At 70.7% G+C, this 15,376-nt stretch carries 14 protein-coding genes and 1 tRNA gene; 7 read left to right on the top strand and 8 right to left on the bottom strand.

The genetic code is table 11. The features are described 5' to 3' along the window. Positions 1 to 59 precede the first annotated feature (59 nt). The 7 genes from OTB20_RS31185 to OTB20_RS31155 form a co-directional block, all read right to left on the bottom strand. Positions 60 to 524, bottom strand: coding sequence for a hypothetical protein (locus tag OTB20_RS31185; RefSeq protein ID WP_267822623.1), 465 nt, complete (start codon positions 522 to 524; stop codon positions 60 to 62). A gap of 201 nt (positions 525 to 725) precedes the next feature. Next, entirely contained in the window at positions 726 to 2,144 is a 1,419-nt protein-coding gene (locus OTB20_RS31180) for an NAD(P)/FAD-dependent oxidoreductase (protein ID WP_267822621.1), read from the bottom strand. Between the two features lie 32 nt (positions 2,145 to 2,176). Next, positions 2,177 to 2,983, bottom strand: a complete 807-nt coding sequence (locus tag OTB20_RS31175) for an ABC transporter permease (protein ID WP_267822619.1) — start codon at positions 2,981 to 2,983, stop codon at positions 2,177 to 2,179. Continuing rightward, positions 2,983 to 3,912, bottom strand: a complete 930-nt coding sequence (locus tag OTB20_RS31170; RefSeq protein WP_267822617.1) for an ABC transporter permease — start codon at positions 3,910 to 3,912, stop codon at positions 2,983 to 2,985. The genes OTB20_RS31175 and OTB20_RS31170 overlap by 1 nt, the downstream gene beginning before the upstream one ends. Further along, positions 3,909 to 5,060 carry an ABC transporter ATP-binding protein gene (locus OTB20_RS31165; protein WP_267822615.1) on the bottom strand — a complete coding sequence of 384 codons (1,152 nt, stop codon included), beginning with the start codon at positions 5,058 to 5,060 and terminating at the stop codon, positions 3,909 to 3,911. Before OTB20_RS31165 ends, OTB20_RS31170 begins: the two co-directional genes overlap by 4 nt. A 75-nt stretch (positions 5,061 to 5,135) precedes the next feature. Then, positions 5,136 to 6,386 carry a polyamine ABC transporter substrate-binding protein gene (locus OTB20_RS31160; RefSeq protein ID WP_267822613.1) on the bottom strand — a complete coding sequence of 417 codons (1,251 nt, stop codon included), beginning with the start codon at positions 6,384 to 6,386 and terminating at the stop codon, positions 5,136 to 5,138. 51 nt (positions 6,387 to 6,437) lie between these two features. Further along, entirely contained in the window at positions 6,438 to 7,964 is a 1,527-nt protein-coding gene (locus OTB20_RS31155) for a gamma-aminobutyraldehyde dehydrogenase (protein WP_267822647.1), read from the bottom strand. Between the two features lie 194 nt (positions 7,965 to 8,158). Between OTB20_RS31155 and OTB20_RS31150 the strand changes: the two genes are divergently transcribed. The 3 genes from OTB20_RS31150 (at position 8,159) to OTB20_RS31140 (ending at position 10,770) form a co-directional block, all read left to right on the top strand. After that, positions 8,159 to 8,710, top strand: coding sequence for an NADAR family protein (locus tag OTB20_RS31150; protein ID WP_267822612.1), 552 nt, complete (start codon positions 8,159 to 8,161; stop codon positions 8,708 to 8,710). A 44-nt stretch (positions 8,711 to 8,754) separates the two neighbouring features. Then, positions 8,755 to 8,819 (top strand) — tRNA-Met (locus OTB20_RS31145). A gap of 340 nt (positions 8,820 to 9,159) precedes the next feature. After that, positions 9,160 to 10,770: a TROVE domain-containing protein gene (locus OTB20_RS31140; protein ID WP_267822610.1), complete on the top strand. Its 1,611-nt coding sequence runs from the start codon at positions 9,160 to 9,162 to the stop codon at positions 10,768 to 10,770. Positions 10,771 to 10,855: 85 nt separating this feature from the next. Here OTB20_RS31140 and OTB20_RS31135 read toward each other — a convergent pair whose 3' ends face one another. Beyond that, positions 10,856 to 11,548, bottom strand: a complete 693-nt coding sequence (locus OTB20_RS31135; protein WP_267822608.1) for a DUF4190 domain-containing protein — start codon at positions 11,546 to 11,548, stop codon at positions 10,856 to 10,858. A 120-nt stretch (positions 11,549 to 11,668) separates the two neighbouring features. On the opposite strand from OTB20_RS31135, the gene OTB20_RS31130 reads away from it, so the two are divergent. From OTB20_RS31130 to OTB20_RS31115, 4 genes are read left to right on the top strand one after another with little or no spacing between them, the layout of a single operon-like run. Then, positions 11,669 to 12,694 (top strand): adenosine deaminase, encoded by a 1,026-nt coding sequence (locus OTB20_RS31130; protein WP_267822606.1) that lies wholly within the window; start codon positions 11,669 to 11,671, stop codon positions 12,692 to 12,694. A gap of 20 nt (positions 12,695 to 12,714) precedes the next feature. Further along, a complete protein-coding gene (locus tag OTB20_RS31125) occupies positions 12,715 to 13,404 on the top strand; it encodes a glycerophosphodiester phosphodiesterase (RefSeq protein WP_267822603.1) in 690 nt (229 codons plus the stop codon). Further along, complete coding sequence (locus OTB20_RS31120) at positions 13,401 to 14,597, top strand: sensor histidine kinase (protein WP_420716519.1); 1,197 nt, start codon at positions 13,401 to 13,403, stop codon at positions 14,595 to 14,597. Before OTB20_RS31125 ends, OTB20_RS31120 begins: the two co-directional genes overlap by 4 nt. Then, positions 14,594 to 15,283 carry a response regulator gene (locus OTB20_RS31115; protein WP_267822601.1) on the top strand — a complete coding sequence of 230 codons (690 nt, stop codon included), beginning with the start codon at positions 14,594 to 14,596 and terminating at the stop codon, positions 15,281 to 15,283. The genes OTB20_RS31120 and OTB20_RS31115 overlap by 4 nt, the downstream gene beginning before the upstream one ends. Positions 15,284 to 15,376 lie beyond the last annotated feature (93 nt).

The raw sequence follows: 15,376 nt of genomic DNA, 5'->3' as shown, positions 1-15,376 counted from the left end.
TGGGCAGGCGGTGGGGGAAGGCGCAGCGGCGCCCAAGATGGTCCAGACCAATGTTCTTGTCAAGACCTGCCACCTTCCCGGCCCACGGCGCGCGCCGCCGCCTCGTGCATCGCGAGCTCCAGGACCGCCGGATCGGTGAGCGTGCCCTGCCCGTCGGGGACCACGAGCCAGCGGACCCCGCCCGTGGCCCGGCCGGGGTAGGGGACCACGATCCAGGTCCCGTGCCCGGCTCCCCGTACGCCTGTCCCGACCCAGCGGGACGCCGTGCCCGGAGGCACGAAGAAGCCCAGCCTGGAGTCGCCGAAATCGGCGATCACCGGGCCGGGCGGGGCGGGCAGCGTGTCCAGTACTTCGAGGGTGGCGTGGCCCAGCTCCCCCGGCAGGATCAGTACGTCCCACCGGTGGCCGGCGGGAAGCAGGGCGACCCCGAGGGGGTTGCGCTCCCATTCCCGCCGGCAGGCGTCCGGATCGGGCGCCACCGAAACCAGCCAGTCCACTGCCGTCTTGTCTCCCGGGGTCGTCATCGCCCGGCCTCCGCTCTCCGTTGGTGAGGTGAAGCGTTCTCACAGGAGAGAGCGGGGCCGGGCCCGGCTATGACGCGGGTTTCCCTACTCCGTGGCAGTGAACCGGGTCATACCGTCGGTGACGGTGTGCGCCAGGGGCGTACGGGCGTCTCTTACCCGATCAGCACACCGGGCCCCGGCCCGGCCGTCGCGGCCCCGGCCTCAGCTGTCGAAGCCGAGACCGAAGCGGTCCAGCGTCTTCAGCCACAGGTTGCGGTGGCCGCCCAGCCGGTCCGCCCGGGCCAGTGACCATTTGGTCATCGTGATGCCGGTCCAGGCGAAGGGCTCGGGCGGGAACGGCATCGGCTTGGTGCGCACCATCTCCAGCTCCGTGCGCTCGGTCCGCTCCCCCGAGAGGAGGTCCAGCATCACGTCGGCGCCGAAGCGGGTGGCCCCGACGCCCAGCCCGGTGAAACCGGCCGCGTAGGCCACCTTGCCCGCGTGCGCGGTGCCGAAGAAGGCGGAGAAGCGCGAGCAGGTGTCGATCGCCCCGCCCCAGGCGTGGCTGAATTTCACGCCTTCCAGCTGGGGGAAGCAGGTGAAGAAGTGCTCGGCGAGCTTGAGGTAGGTCTCGGGCCGGTGGTCGTGCTCGACGTCGAGCTTGCCGCCGTACGGATAGATCGCGTCGTAGCCGCCCCACAGGATCCGCCGGTCGGGGGTGATCCGGAAGTAGTGGAACTGGTTGGCGCTGTCGCCGAGCCCCTGCCGGTTCTTCCAGCCGATCGCGGCGAGCTGCTCCTCGGTCAGCTGCTCGGTCATCAGCGCGTAGTCGTAGACCGGGACGGTCAGCGGACGGACCCGCTTGACCAGCGACGGGAAGATGTTGGTGCCCAGCGCCACCCGGCGGGCGAAGACCCGGCCGTACGGGGTCCGCACGGCCATCCCGGCTCCCGAGCCGGCCAGATCCAGCCCGCGCGTGTTCTCGTAGATCCGCACGCCCAGTTCCAGGCAGGCCCGCTTCAGGCCCCAGGCGAGCTTCGCCGGGTTGAGCATGGCGACGCCGTCGCGGTCCCAGATCCCGCCGAGGAAGGTCGGGGAGTCGACCTCGGCCCGCAGTGCGTCCGCGTCCAGCCATTCGGAGCGACCCGCGAGGCCGAGCCGTTCGGCCTCCGCGTGGAACTCGCGGAGCTCCTCGACCTGGTGCGGCTCGGTGGCCACGTCGATCTCGCCGCTGCGCTCGAAGTCGCAGTCGATGCCGTAGCGGGCGACCGCCTCCTCGATGGCGTCGAGGTTGCGGGCGCCGAGCTCCTCCAGCTTCGCGAGCTCGTCCGGCCAGCGGGCCAGCCCGTTGGCGAGGCCGTGGGTGAGGGAGGCGGCGCAGAAGCCACCGTTGCGGCCCGAGGCGGCCCAGCCCGCCTCAACGCCCTCGATCAGTACGACGTCCCGGGCGGGGTCGCGCTCCTTGGCGATCAGCGCGGTCCACAGTCCGCTGTAGCCGCCGCCGATGACGAGCAGGTCGCAGTGCTCGTCCCCGGTGAGGGCGGGCTCGGCGGCCGGCTTGCCGGGGTCGTCCAGCCAGTACGAGACCGGCTTCGCTTCGGAAAGGGATCGTGCAGCGGTGCGCATGGCGTCTGGGGCCATGTCTTCCAACTCCCTACAGGTGTTGCCAGGTGTTACTTGGGCTGTGCTTTCTTGCGGCGGCCGGCGACCAGCTGGCCGGCCAGCACCACCAGGACCGCGATGACGAACATCGCGGTGCCGATGACGTTGATCTGCACAGGCGTACCGCGCTGGGCCGATCCCCACACGAACATGGGGAAGGTGACGGTGTTACCCGAGTTGAAGTTGGTGATGATGAAGTCGTCGAACGAGAGCGCGAAGGAGAGCAGCGCGCCCGCCGCGATGCCGGGGGCCGCGATCGGCAGGGTGACGCGCAGGAAGGTCTGCACGGGACCGGCGTAGAGATCGCGGGCCGCTTCCTCCAGGCGCGGGTCCATGGAGAGCACCCGGGCCTTGACGGCGGCGACGACGAAGCTGAGGCAGAACATGACGTGGGCGATCAGGATCGTCCAGAAGCCGAGCTGGATGCCCATGTTGAGGAAGAGGGCCAGTAGCGAGGCCGCCATCACGATCTCGGGCATGGCCATCGGCAGGAAGATCAGCGAGTTGACGGCCGCGCGCCCCCGGAAGCGGTAGCGGACCATCGCGAAGGCGATGGCGGTACCGAGGACGGTCGCGCCGATGGTGGCCCACAGGGCGATCTGCAGCGACAGGGACAGCGAGCCGCACATGTCGGCGACTCCGCAGGGGTCCTTCCACGCGTCGAGGGAGAACTCCTGCCAGGCGTAGTTGAACCGTCCGGTCGGGTTGTTGAAGGAGAAGACCGTGACGACGACGTTCGGCAGGATCAGGTAGGCGAGCGTGCCGAGCCCCGCGATCACGACGAGGTGGCGGCGCAGCCAGGTAATGGCGCTCTTCATCAGACCAGGTCCTCCGTCCCCGCTCGGCGGATGTAGATGGTGACCATGACGAGCACGATGGCCATGAGGATGAAGGACAGCGCGGCCGCAGTCGGGTAGTCGAGGATGCGCAGGTACTGCGACTGGATGACGTTGCCGATCATGCGGGTGTCCGTGGAGCCGAGCAGTTCGGCGTTGACGTAGTCGCCGCTGGCCGGGATGAAGGTGAGCAGCGTCCCGGAGACCACGCCCGGCATGGACAGCGGGAAGGTCACCTTGCGGAAGACGGTGGCGGGACGGGCGTACAGGTCCCCGGCCGCCTCGTGGAGGCGGGTGTCGATGCGCTCCAGCGAGGTGTAGAGCGGAAGGATCATGAAGGGGAGGAAGTTGTACGTCAGTCCGCAGACGACCGCGAGCGGCGTGGCCAGGACGCGGTCGCCCTCGGTCATGCCGAGCCAGCTGGTGACGTCCAGGAAGCCGACCGAGTTGAGGACGCCGACCACCGGGCCGCCGTCGGCCAGGATCGTCTTCCAGGCGAGGGTGCGGATCAGGAAGCTGGTGAAGAACGGGGCGATGACCAGCACGAGGAGCAGATTGCGCCAGCGGCCCGCCTTGAAGGCGATCAGGTAGGCCAGCGGATAGCCCAGCAGCAGGCACAGCACGGTCGCGGTGCCGGCGTAGAGCAGGGAGCGCAGGAACTGCGGGTAGTAGTCGGTGAAGGCGTCCCAGTACGTCTGGAAGTGCCAGGTGACCTCGAAGCCCTCTTCTAGGGAGCCGGTCTGCACCGAGGTCGAGGCCTGGTAGATCATCGGCAGCACGAAGAAGACGACCAGCCACAGGATGCCCGGGAGCAGCAGCCAGTACGGGATCAGGCGCTTCTTCAGGGACGGCTTGTGCACCGGGGGCTCGGCGGTGGCGACGACCTCGGGCAGCGCGGCGGGGGCGGTCATGCGGACTCCCCGACCGTCTCGATGCCCGCGTCGATGTCCTGAGCGGCGTCCAGGCCGAAGGTGTGGTCCGGGTTCCAGTGCAGTATCACGTCGGCGCCGGGCACGAGCCGGGCGTCGCGCTCGATGTTCTGGACGTACACCTCCAGCTCCGGGCAGACCGGGCTGTCGATGACGAACTGCGTGGACACTCCGATGAAGGAGGAGGCGGCGATCTTGCCGACGACCTTGTTGCGGCCGGCCCCGATGGTGTCCTCGGCGTCCACGTGGACCAGGGAGATCTTCTCCGGGCGCACCCCGACCAGCAGCTTGCCGCCCGCCCGGGGCGTGGTCGAACATCGCGCCGCCGGGACGCGCAGCTTCGTACCGGCCGAGCCGACCACGACGTCGGCCGCGCCGGCCTCCAGGACCTCGGCCTCGATGAGGTTGGAGGTGCCGAGGAAGTTCGCCACGAAGGTGGTCTTCGGGTTCTCGTAGAGCTCCGCGGGGGCGCCCAGCTGCTCGACGCGGCCGCCGTTCATCACGGCGACCGTGTCGGCCATGGTCATGGCCTCCTCCTGGTCGTGCGTGACGTGCACGAAGGTGATGCCGACCTCGGTCTGGATCCGCTTCAGCTCCAGCTGCATCTGGCGGCGCAGCTTGAGGTCGAGGGCGCCGAGCGGCTCATCGAGGAGCAGCACCTGCGGATGGTTGATGAGCGCGCGGGCGACGGCGACGCGCTGCTGCTGGCCGCCGGAGAGCTGGTGCGGCTTGCGGCGGGCGAACTGGCCGAGCTGGACCAGTTCCAGCATGTCGTCGACCTGCTTCTTGACCGACTTGATGCCGCGGCGGCGCAGCCCGAAGGCGATGTTCTCCGTGACGTCGAGGTGCGGGAAGAGGGCGTAGCTCTGGAAGACCGTGTTGACCGGGCGCTTGTAGGGCGGCAGGTGCGTCACCTCGCGGTCGCCGAGGCTGACGGTTCCGGTGGAGGGCTCCTCCAGACCGGCGATCATGCGCAGGGTGGTGGTCTTCCCACAGCCCGAGGCGCCGAGGAGGGCGAAGAAGGAGCCCTGGGGGATGGTGAGATCCAGCGGGTGCACGGCCGTGAAGGATCCGTAGTGCTTACTGATCCCGGCGAGGCGGACGTCGCCGCCTTCGGTCTTGTCAGTCATGGGCCTGGGCCTTCGGTGGTGGTGACGTGGAAGGGGCAGGTGCCGGTACGGGCGCCGCGGGGGCGGCGGGACCCGTCAGGCTCCGATGAGCTTGGCGAACTTCTCCTCGTACGCCGTCTCTTCCCCACTCGTGAGGGAGCGGAAGGCGTGCGACTTGGCGGACATCGCCTTGTCGGGGACGATCAGGACGTTGTCCGCGAGCGCCGGGTCGATCTTGGCCAGCTCGTTCTTGACGCCCTCGACGGGGCAGACGTAGCTGATGTACGCGGCCAGCTGGGCCGCCACCGGGGGCTCGTAGTAGTAGTCGATGAGCTTCTCCGCGTTGGCCTTGTGCCGGGCCTTCACCGGGACCAGCAGGTTGTCGCTGGAGGTGATGTAGCCGGCCGCCGGGATCGCGTACTGGATGTCCGGGTTGCCGGCCTGGAGCTGGATGACGTCGCCGGCCCAGGCCAGGCAGGCTGCGAGGTCGCCCTTGTCGAGGTCCGCGGTGTAGTCGTTGCCGGTGAAGCGGCGGATCTGCTTCTTGTCCACGCCCTTCTGGAGCCGGCCGATCGCCGCGTCGTAGTCGGCGTCGGTGAAGTTCGCCGGGTCCTTGCCCTGGTCCAGGAGGGTCATGCCGACGCTGTCGCGCATCTCGGTGAGGAAGCCGACGCGGCCCTTGAGGGAGGGGTCGTCGAGGAGCTGGGTGACGGAGTCGATCTTCTTCCCGCCGGTCGCCTTGGTGTTGTAGGCGATGACGGTGTCGATGCCGGTCCACGGGTAGCTGTGCGCGCGGCCCGGGTCCCAGTCGGGGTTGCGGAACTGCGGGATCAGGTTGGCGTAGGCGTGCGGAAGGTGCGAGGGGTCCAGCTTCTGCGCCCAGCCGAGGCGGATGATGCGCGAGGCCAGCCAGTCGGTGACGACGATCAGGTCGCGGCCTGTGTCCTGGCCGGCCGCCAGCTGGGGCCTGATCTTGCCGAAGAACTCGACGTTGTCGTTGATGTCCTCGGTGTACTTGACCTTGATCCCGGTCCGCTTGGTGAACTCCTCCAGCGTGGGACGGGACTTCTCGTCCTCGCTGGTGTCCATGTACTCGGTCCAGTTGGAGAAGTTGATCTCCTTCTCCTGCTCCGAATGGTCATCGGAGGCCACGGCGGTGCCGTCCGCGCGCTTGGCCGGCGGGATGCCGCAGCCGGCCAGCGCGGACAGGCCGCCGAGGGTGAGCGCTCCGACTCCGGAGGCGCGCAACAGGGAGCGGCGGGTGAGGGCGCCGCGCCCGTTGGTGATGCTGCGCCGCATCGCGGCGAGTTGCGCCGCCGAGAGGCGGTCGGGCTCGAACTGCTCCATGGGAGATGCCCTTTCGGGATGGGTGCGGGCCGCTGGTCAGGCGGCTGACGGCTATCGGTCCCCGAAGATCGTGCGGTGCCAGTCCTTCGCGGCCACCGCGGTGTTGTCGTACATCACGTGCTTGACCTGCGTGTACTCCTCGAAGGAGTACGTGCTCATATCCTTTCCGAAGCCACTGGCCTTGTAGCCCCCGTGCGGCATCTCGCTGATGATCGGGATGTGGTCGTTGACCCAGACGCAGCCCGCCTTGATCTCGCGGGTGGCGCGGTTCGCCCGGTACACGTCACGGCTCCAGGCGGAGGCGGCGAGACCGTAGGGGGTGTCGTTGGCCAGCGCGATGCCCTCGTCGTCGGAGTCGAAGGGCAGGACCACGAGGACCGGCCCGAAGATCTCGGACTGGACCACCTCGCTGTCCTGGGCCGCGCCTGAGATCAGCGTGGGCCGGTAGTACGCGCCGTCCGCGAGCTCCCCGCCGGGAACCTCGCCGCCGGTGACGACGGTGGCGTACGCGCGGGCGCGCTCGACGAAACCGGCGACCCGGTCGCGCTGGGCGTGCGAGACCAGCGGGCCGAGGTCGGTGGCCGGGTCGAAGGGGTCGCCGACGCGGACGGTCTCCATCAGCTCGGCGACCCGGGCGACGAAGGCGTCGTGGAGCGGGCGCTGGACGTAGGCACGGGTTGCGGCCGTGCAGTCCTGGCCGGTGTTGATCAGGGAGGCGGCGACGGCCCCGTGGGCGGCGGCCTCCAGATCGGCGTCGTCGAAGACGAGGAAGGGCGCCTTGCCGCCGAGCTCCAGGTGGAGCCGCTTGACGGTGGCGGTGGCGATCTCGGCGACCCGCTTGCCGATGGCGGTGGACCCGGTGAAGGAGGTCATGACCACGTCCGGGTGGCCGACCAGGTGCTCGCCCGCGTCCCGGCCGGCGCCGTTGACGATGTTGACCACGCCGTCGGGCAGGCCCGCCTCCTTGGCCGCCTGGGCGAACATCAGGGAGGTCAGCGGGGTGAGCTCGGCGGGCTTGAGGACGATGGTGTTGCCCGCGGCGATCGCCGGGAGGATCTTCCAGGCGGCCATCTGGAGCGGGTAGTTCCACGGTGCGATGGAGCCGACGACCCCGATCGCCTCGCGGCGTACGTACGAGGTGTGGTCCCCGGAGTACTCGCCGGCGGCCTGCCCCTGGAGGTGGCGCGCGGCGCCCGCGAAGAAGGCGGTGTTGTCGATGGTCCCCGGCACGTCGAACTCGGTCGACAGCTTGACCGGCTTGCCGCACTGCAGGGACTCCGCGTAGGCGAACTCCTCGGCCCGCTCGGCCAGCACTCCGGCCAGCCGGTGCAGCGCGTCGGAGCGCTCTCCCGGGGTGGCTCCCGACCAGCCCGGGAAGGCCCGCTTGGCGGCGGCGACGGCCGCGTCCACATCGTCGGTGGAGGCCAGCTCGTAGGTGAGTACCTCCTCACCCGTCGCCGGGTCGACCACTGTGTGTGACCGACCGGAGGTGCCGGGCCGCAGCTGCCCGTCGATGTACTGCGCGCCTGCGGCGAATCGGTCCTTGACCTGGACCTTGACCTGGAAGCGGTTGCCCATCACGCTCTCACGCTCTCCGTAGCTACAGTTCGAGCTACAGCTCGAATTGAGTGCCGATCCTGGCAGAGGTACACCCCTCGGCCAAGTGATTCCGTTGTTTCCTTTTGATTACGCGACGGAATCGGTCGACCATGTGTCGAGGCGCGCCCAAAAACCCGTACGAAGTGTCCGTGGCTACTGCCAGACTCGCGTGCATGGAGACGACCGAGGAACTGATAGAGCAGGTCAACCGGGGTGAGCGGGTGAAGTACCTGCCGTTCTGGGGGCACCGCCCGCGGCCCGACGGGACGCTCGGCCCGAGCTGTCTCAGCCAGTGGTGGCCGTCCGAGTTCACCGTGGGTGACGTCCGGTACGCCACGGCCGAGCACTGGATGATGGCTGGAAAGGCCCGGTTGTTCGGGGATCCGGAGGCCGAGCGAGCGGCGCTGGAAGCCGGGAGCCCGGCAGCCGCGAAGAAGGCCGGGCGGCTGGTGCGCGGCTTCGACGACGCGGTGTGGGAACGGGAGCGGTTCGCGCTGGTGGTGGAGGGCAGCGTGCACAAGTTCGGCTCCGACCCGGCGCTGAAGTCGTATCTGCTCTCCACCGGGAAGCGGGTCCTCGTGGAGGCGAGCCCGATGGACCGGATCTGGGGCATCGGGCTCGCGGCCGACGACGAGCGTGCCCTGGACCCGGCGCGGTGGCGGGGGCTGAACCTGCTCGGCTTCGCCCTGATGGAGGCGCGCGAGCGGCTGCGGACGGAGAGTTAATCGATGGCATCGGCGAGGGCCTGGGATTAGCGTGATCCTCGTCCAGGTGCGAAGGCGAAACCTACTTCGACTCATAATCGGGCGGCCGCGGGTTCGAGTCCCGTCACCGGCTTCGGGCCGGTGTAGCTCAGCTGGCAGAGCACCTTGTGGTTTCGCCGGCTTCGACCTCTGGACACCTACGTCACGCACCTCCCGGTGCGCCTGGCTGCGGCTACTTCTTGCAGAAAACACGCCGCCGCCGCTTCTGATCTCGGGAGGCACGCGTGCGGAACGCCCGGTGCGCAGGCAGCGGCTCCTTCCGGATCAACGGGTCGCGGGTTCGAGTCCCGCCCGGCTCCGGCCGGTAGCTCAGTTGGCAGAGCAGTCGACACAGTCCGTCGCCGACTTCGATCTCGGGCGTTCCGCACGTCACGCCTCCCCCGGTTTCCACTGAATTCGGGGGGATTCACATGGCTCGCTTCAACGTGCTCCGCTCCAAGACGGCGCCCACCGCGCCCGCTTCGCCCGTCCGCTCCACCGGCCGGCGCGCGCCCAACCACCACGGCAGCGCGGGGTACGTCCGCGATGCGCGCTCCGAGCTGTTCCTGCTCGCCGTCGCCAACTTCGTGACGCAGCGGACCGCTTACGAGTCCGGCGGGGCCCGCGACGACCGGTTCACCGCGCTCGTGCGCACCCTCGCCCTCGAGGATCCGCAGTGGACCGCCGGCCTGCTCGGTTGGCTGCGCGGCGAGGGCAACATGCGGACCGCCTCGCTCGTCGGCGCGGCCGAGTACGTCAAGGCGCGCCTCGACGCAGGAGCGACCGGGGGGCCGTCGAACCGGCAGGTCGTGGACCGCGTACTGCTGCGCGCGGACGAGCCCGGCGAGCTGCTCGCCTACTGGACGGCGACGTACGGGCGGAACGTGCCCAAGCCCGTCAAGCGCGGCATCGCCGACGCCGTGCGCCGCCTGTACAACGGCGTCTCCCTCCTGAAGTACGACACGGCGAGCAAGGGCTACCGCTTCGGCGACGTCCTCAACCTCGTGCACGCCTCCCCCGACCCGGCCAAGCCCTGGCAGGGCGAGCTGTTCCGGTACGCCCTCGACCGCCGGCACCACCCCGAGGACGCCGAGGTCCCGGCGGGCAACCGCACCCTTCTCGCGCACCGGGCGCTCATGGAGGTGCCCGTGGCGGAGCGCCGGGCCGTGGTCACCGCTGCGGACGGCGCCGAGCGGCTCGCCGCGGCGGGCATGACCTGGGAGGCGCTGGCGGGCTGGCTGCAGGGGCCGATGGACGCGGCCGCCTGGGAGGCGGTCATCCCGTCCATGGGCGCCATGGCGCTGCTGCGCAACCTGCGCAACTTCGACCAGGCCGGGGTCTCGGACGAGGTGGCCGCGCGGGTCGCGGCGAAGATCTCCGACCCGCAGACCGTCGCCCGTTCCCGGCAGTTCCCCTTCCGCTACCTGGCCGCCCACCAGCACGCGCCCTCGCTGCGCTGGGCGTACCCGCTGGAGCGGGCGCTCGGGCTCTCGCTGGGCAACGTACCGGCGCTGACCGGGCGGACGCTGATCCTGGTGGACCGGTCCGGGTCGATGTGGTCCCCGCTGTCGGACCGCTCGCAGCTGAACCGGGCCGACGCGGCGGCCGTTTTCGGGACGGCGCTGGCGTTGCGCGCCGAGGAAGCGGACCTCGTGCAGTTCGGCACCGGCAGCAAGGCGGTCGCGTACGGCCGGGGCGAGTCGGTGCTGAAGGTGCTGGAGCGGTTCGAAAACCTCGGCGGCACCTACACGGCGGAGGCGGTGCGCACGCACTACAAGGGGCACGACCGGGTCCTGATCGTCACCGACGAGCAGGCCACATACGCGTACGGCGGGGACCCGACCGCCCTGGTACCGGGCACGGTCCCGGTGTACACGTGGAACCTCGCCGGATACCGGGTGGGCCACGCGCCCTCCGGGTCAGCGAACCGGCACACCTTCGGCGGGCTCACGGACGCGGCCTTCCGCATGGTGTCCCTGATCGAGGACGGCCGGGACGCCGTATGGCCGTGGGACGGCGCGGCGGCGGCCCCGGCCGCCTGACGGCACGGCTCCGCTACGACGGGAGGGCCGGGCCGGAACACGTACGTGTTCCGGCCCGGCCCTCCCGTCGTACCCGCCGCCCGGCTCAGCCCCGGTGGAGGACCTGCGAGTTCTGGTACGGAGTCGAGTACTCGTAGTCGGAGTCCGTGTCGTAGTCGGACCCTCCGTCGTCGGCCATGACGGCGACGATCGCGATGGCGATGAACAGGCAGCTGATCACGATGCCGACCGCGCCGGTGATGATGCCGGCCAGCGCCATGCCCTCGTTGTCGGCCTCGCCGCGCTTGGCCTTGCCACGGGCCAGCACGCCGAAGATGACCGCCGGAACGCCGAACAGGAGGCCGAGGTAGCAACTGACCACGGCGATGATCCCGAGCACGAGCGCCGTGACGCCGAAGCCGTTGCTCTTGGGGGCGTGCGGCGGATATCCGCCGTTCCCCGGATACCCGGGATAGCCCTGGTATGCGGGGTACCCGCCGTACGGGGCCTGCGGAGCGGCCGGCGGGGCCGGATAGCCGTACCCGGCCGGATCCGGCTGGGCCGGGTATCCGTAGGCGGGGCTCTGCCCGGGCTGCGGCCCATGGGCGGGCGCGGGACCTTGCCCGGCCGGCGGCCCGGCCTGGGGTATGCCGCCGCCGGGCATGCCCGCGACGGTCTGCTGGTCGTGCACCCCGGGCGCCCCCGGCGCCCCCCGCCCGCCCTGCTGCTTCCCCAGATCGACCGCGGGCTGCTCCGGCGGCGCCCAGGGGTCTCGCGACTCGGGGCTCTGATCGGTCATAAGGCGCCCCCCTCTCGTACTGCCATGCTATGCGCTGCCTCAGACAGCCCCTTCGACGGTCCGGGTCCTGCCTACGATGAAGGCCGTTCCATTCGTACCGCGTTCTTCGGAGGCGCCCTCATGTCCGACCTGCACCCCTTCATCGCGGGGCTGCCCAAGGCCGAACTGCACGTCCACCACGTCGGCTCGGCCTCCCCCCGCATCGTGGCCGAACTCGCCTCCCGGCACCCCGATTCCAAGGTCCCCACCGACCCCGAGGCCATCGCCGACTACTTCAGCTTCACCGACTTCGCGCACTTCATCGAGGTCTACCTCTCCGTCGTCGACCTGGTCCGCACCCCCGACGACGTGCGCCACCTGACCTTCGAGATCGCCCGCGACATGGCCCGGCAGAACATCCGGTACGCCGAGCTCACGGTCACCCCGTACTCCTCCACCCGCCGCGGCATCGACGAGAAGGCCTTCATGGAGGCCATCGAGGACGCCCGCAAGGCCGCCGAGACCGAGCTCGGAGTGATCCTGCGCTGGTGCTTCGACATCCCCGGCGAAGCCGGCGCGGAAGCCGCCGCGGAAACCGCCCGCCTCGCCGTGGACCTGCGCCCCGAGGGCCTGGTCTCCTTTGGCCTGGGCGGTCCCGAGATCGGCGTGCCGCGCCCGCAGTTCAAGCCGTACTTCGACGCCGCCCGCGCCGCCGGCCTGCACAGCGTGCCGCACGCCGGCGAGACCACCGGCCCGGAGACCATCTGGGACGCGATCCGCGAGCTGGGCGCCGAGCGCATCGGCCACGGAACCAGCGCCACCCGCGACCCGGAGCTCCTCGCCTACCTCGCCGAGCACCGCATCGCGCTGGAGGTCTGCCCCACCTCCAACATCGCCACCCGCGCCGTCGCCACCCTCGACGAGCACCCCGTCAAGGAGATGGTGGCGGCCGGCGTGCTCGTCACCATCAACAGCGACGACCCGCCGATGTTCGGCTCCGACCTCAACAACGAGTACGCGGTGGCCGCGCGGCTCCTCGACCTGGACGAGCGGGGCCTCGCCCAGCTCGCGAAGAACGCCGTCGAGGCCTCCTTCCTCGACCCGGCCGGCAAGGCGCGGCTCACCGCCGAGATCGACACGTACACCTCCGCCTGGCTGGCTTCCTGACGGTTGCGCAGAATGGGCGCATGCGCACCCTGACTGCCGTAGGCCACCGCGGGGATCCCTACCGCCTCCGCGAGAACACCCTGCCCTCGATCCGCTCCGCCTTCGACCACGGGGCGGACGCGGTCGAGATCGACGTACGGATGACCCGCGACCAGGTCCCCGTACTGCTCCACGACGAGGACCTCCAGCGGCTGTGGGGCCACGACGTCCGGCTCGAAGACGTCACGGCCCCGCAGCTGCGGGAGCTGACGGACGGCGGGGTCCCGACCCTGCGCGACGCCCTGATGGCCACCGGCGCGGGCCGGGTCATGATCGACCTGCCGGGTGCGACGGCCGAGACCGTACGGACCGTCGTCGGCCAGGTCCGCGAGTGCGGGGCCCGTGACCGTACGTACTACTGCGCGGGTCCGGCCGCCATGCTCGCGGTGCGCGCCGCCGATCCGGGCGCCGAGATCGCGCTGACGTGGACCACGCTGGCGCCGCCGCGCCGGGTGCTGATCGACGCGGTCGCCCCGAGCTACCTCAACTACCGCTTCGGACTGGTCGGCCCGGAGCTGGTGGGCGCCCTGCACCGGGACGGCCTGCTGGTGTCGGCCTGGACCCCGGACACCAAACGCTCGATGCGGGCTCTGCTCAGGTCCGGGGTGGACTCGATCACCACGAACCGGATGGACGCGCTCAAAGCCGTACGGGCCGAGCTCGGCCGGTGATACACGCTTGGGAGGAGCTCGCGGCGCGAATCCGGCGGGCCGGTCCGCGCCGCCAGGACCTGGGGCTGACGCTGCTGGTGCAACTGGCCGTCACGATGCCCTTCGTGGTGCCCCGGTCGGCCGAAGCGCCGCCCGCGGACTGGGCCTCGTACGCGATGACCACGCTCGGCGTGCTTCCGCTGGTCTGGCGGCGCCGGGCCCCGTTGGCGGTGCTGACCGCGATCCTGCTGGCCGGCGGCGTGTACAAACTGGCGGTCGACGGCCCGGGGCAGCCCATGCCGTACGCGGGACTGATCGCCTTCTACACGGTCGCCCTGCAGTGCACGGCCCGGGTCCGGCTGGCGGTGGGCGGGCTCACGGTCCTCACGGTCGCCCTGTCGGTGAGCCGGAACACCGGGACCGCGCGCGAACTGCTCTTCACGCTCTTCGTCTCGGGCGCGGCATACGCACTGGGGCGGCTGCAGCACACCCGGCAGGCGTACACGGCGGCCCTCCTGGACCGGGCCGCTCAGCTGGAGCGGGCCAACCGGATCGAGGCGGAGCAGGCGGCCGCCCGCGAACGGGCCCGCATCGCGCGGGAGATGCACGACATCCTCTCGCACGCGGTCAGCATCATGATCGTGCAGGCGGAGGCCGGTCCGGTGGCGGTACGCAGGGCCCCCGAGCGGGCCGAGGCCGCCTTCGAGGCCATCGCCGAGACCGGCCGGGACGCGATGGCCCAGCTGCGCACGATGCTGGGGGTGCTGCGCACGGACGAGGCGGCGCCGCGCTCCCCGCAGCCCGGTGTCCGGGAGCTGGCGGGGCTGCTGGAGCGGGTACGGGGCAGCGGGCCGGCGGTGAGCTACGAGCGCACGGGCTCGGTGCGCAGCCTGCCCGCGGCGCTGGAGGCGACGGTGCACCGGGTGGTGCAGGAGGCCCTGACCAATGTGGTCAAGCACGCCGGGGCATCGGCGGTGTCCGTGCGTCTGGAGTACGGGGATCGGGAGCTCACGGTGACGGTCACGGACGACGGGCGGGGCCCGGGCACGGGCTCCTCGGTGCCGCAGGCGCGGTCGGGCGGACACGGTCTGATCGGGATCCGCGAGCGGGCTGCCGCCCACGGGGGCACGGCCCGGTCGGGGCCCGGCCCGGACGGCACCGGCTTCGAGGTGCGGGTGGTGCTTGTAACGTCGGGTGCGGAGGTGGGGAGTTGACGATCCGTGTGGTGGTAGCTGACGACCAGGAGCTGGTGCGCAGCGGCTTCGCGATGATCCTGGACGTCCAGGAGGACATCGAGGTGGTGGCGGAGGTCGGGGACGGGGCCGCGGCGGTCGCGGCGGTACGGTCCCTCGCGCCCGACGTGGCGTTGCTGGACGTCCGGATGCCGGTGCTGGACGGGATCGAGGCGTGCCGGTCCATCTCGGCGACGAGCTCCTGCCGGACGGTGATGCTGACGACCTTCGACTCGGACGAGTACGTGTACGAGGCGCTGCACGCGGGAGCCAGCGGCTTCCTGCTCAAGGACGTGCGCCGGGACGATCTGGTGCATGCCGTACGGGTGGTGGCGGCGGGCGAATCCTTGCTGGCGCCTTCGGTGGCCCGGCGGCTGATCGCGCAGTACACGGCGGCGACGGCCCGGCCGGCGGCCGGGGAGGCGCTGTCCGCGGAGCGGCTGGAGGTACTGACGGCCCGGGAGCGGGAGACGCTGCTGCACCTGGGCCGGGGGTTGTCGAACGCTGAGCTCGCGGCGGAGCTGATGGTGAGCGAGCACACGGTCAAGTCCCATGTGGGCAACGTGCTGTCGAAGCTGGGGCTGCGGGACCGGATCCAGGCGGTGATCTGCGCGTACGAGACGGGCCTGGTGGCGGCTGGCTCTCGGGTATCTCCCTCTGGGGAGTGAGACGGCGGGTGTCTCCTCACTCCCGGTGGTGAGTTGTCGTACCGGCAAAGACCCCTCTCGGTGGTGATCCGCAACTACCCCTGTGACCAGCAG

Source organism: Streptomyces sp. H27-H1 (genome assembly GCF_026627445.1).
Classification (GTDB): domain Bacteria; phylum Actinomycetota; class Actinomycetes; order Streptomycetales; family Streptomycetaceae; genus Streptomyces.
Note: the sequence above shows the minus strand (reverse complement) of the source record. Positions and strands in the feature narration are given on the sequence as shown.

What these genes read in the sequence shown, in the direction of transcription:
- OTB20_RS31165 (WP_267822615.1), bottom strand. Translation starts at nt 5,060, where the DNA reads ATGACTGACAAGACCGAAGGCGGCGACGTCCGCCTCGCCGGGATCAGT.
- OTB20_RS31135 (WP_267822608.1), bottom strand. Translation starts at nt 11,548, where the DNA reads ATGACCGATCAGAGCCCCGAGTCGCGAGACCCCTGGGCGCCGCCGGAG.
- OTB20_RS31180 (WP_267822621.1), bottom strand. Translation starts at nt 2,144, where the DNA reads ATGGCCCCAGACGCCATGCGCACCGCTGCACGATCCCTTTCCGAAGCG.
- OTB20_RS31130 (WP_267822606.1), top strand. Translation starts at nt 11,669, where the DNA reads ATGTCCGACCTGCACCCCTTCATCGCGGGGCTGCCCAAGGCCGAACTG.
- OTB20_RS31140 (WP_267822610.1), top strand. Translation starts at nt 9,160, where the DNA reads ATGGCTCGCTTCAACGTGCTCCGCTCCAAGACGGCGCCCACCGCGCCC.
- OTB20_RS31150 (WP_267822612.1), top strand. Translation starts at nt 8,159, where the DNA reads ATGGAGACGACCGAGGAACTGATAGAGCAGGTCAACCGGGGTGAGCGG.
- OTB20_RS31125 (WP_267822603.1), top strand. Translation starts at nt 12,715, where the DNA reads ATGCGCACCCTGACTGCCGTAGGCCACCGCGGGGATCCCTACCGCCTC.
- OTB20_RS31170 (WP_267822617.1), bottom strand. Translation starts at nt 3,912, where the DNA reads ATGACCGCCCCCGCCGCGCTGCCCGAGGTCGTCGCCACCGCCGAGCCC.
- OTB20_RS31175 (WP_267822619.1), bottom strand. Translation starts at nt 2,983, where the DNA reads ATGAAGAGCGCCATTACCTGGCTGCGCCGCCACCTCGTCGTGATCGCG.
- OTB20_RS31155 (WP_267822647.1), bottom strand. Translation starts at nt 7,964, where the DNA reads ATGGGCAACCGCTTCCAGGTCAAGGTCCAGGTCAAGGACCGATTCGCC.
- OTB20_RS31185 (WP_267822623.1), bottom strand. Translation starts at nt 524, where the DNA reads ATGACGACCCCGGGAGACAAGACGGCAGTGGACTGGCTGGTTTCGGTG.
- OTB20_RS31160 (WP_267822613.1), bottom strand. Translation starts at nt 6,386, where the DNA reads ATGGAGCAGTTCGAGCCCGACCGCCTCTCGGCGGCGCAACTCGCCGCG.